The 648-nt window shown below is 65.3% G+C and carries 1 protein-coding gene; it reads left to right on the top strand.

What is annotated here, in order from left to right; genetic code table 11:
• On the top strand, nucleotides 1–648 hold a 648-nt coding region (locus FS320_RS44675; RefSeq protein WP_152718811.1), incomplete at both ends, for a DDE-type integrase/transposase/recombinase.

A 648-nucleotide genomic window follows, 5' to 3' on the forward strand; every position in this document is an offset into this window, starting at 1 on the left:
GCGCAAGCGCGGAGCCCAGGACTGCCAGGACCATTCCAGCCGGCCGCACAAGCTGCCCTGGAAAGCCACGGACGAGGAGCGCGCCATCGTCTGCGTCCTGCGCCAGGCCACCGGCTTTCCGCTCGACGATCTGACCTTCATCGTCACGCATTTCCTGCCGCATCTCAACCGCGATGCCGTCTACCGCATCCTCAAGGCCGAGGGTCTGGGACGATTGCCCCCGGCGCAGCAGCGCCAGCGCAAGAGCGGCACGTTCAAGGACTATGATCTCGGCTTCGTGCACATCGACATCAAGCACCTGCCCAAGCTGCAGACCGCCGACGGGGAGCGCCGCAAACGCTATTTGTATGTGGCCATCGACCGCTGCTCGCGCTGGGTGCACCTGGCCGTCAAGGACGATGAGCTGGCCACCAGCGCGGTCGCCTTCCTGAAAGAGGCGGTGCGCGCCTTCCCCTTCAAGGTCACGCACGTCCTGACGGATCGAGGATCCTGCTTCACGGCGGATGCTTTCGAGGACGCCTGCCGCCAGCTGAAGCTGGAGCACCGCAAGACCAAGCCCTACACGCCGCAGACCAATGGTCTCGTGGAGCGCTTCAACGGGCGGGTGCAGCGCGAGGTGCTGGGCATCACCATCTACAGCCATCGGGA

This window comes from Microvirga tunisiensis (genome assembly GCF_009296175.1).
Lineage (GTDB): Bacteria > Pseudomonadota > Alphaproteobacteria > Rhizobiales > Beijerinckiaceae > Microvirga > Microvirga tunisiensis.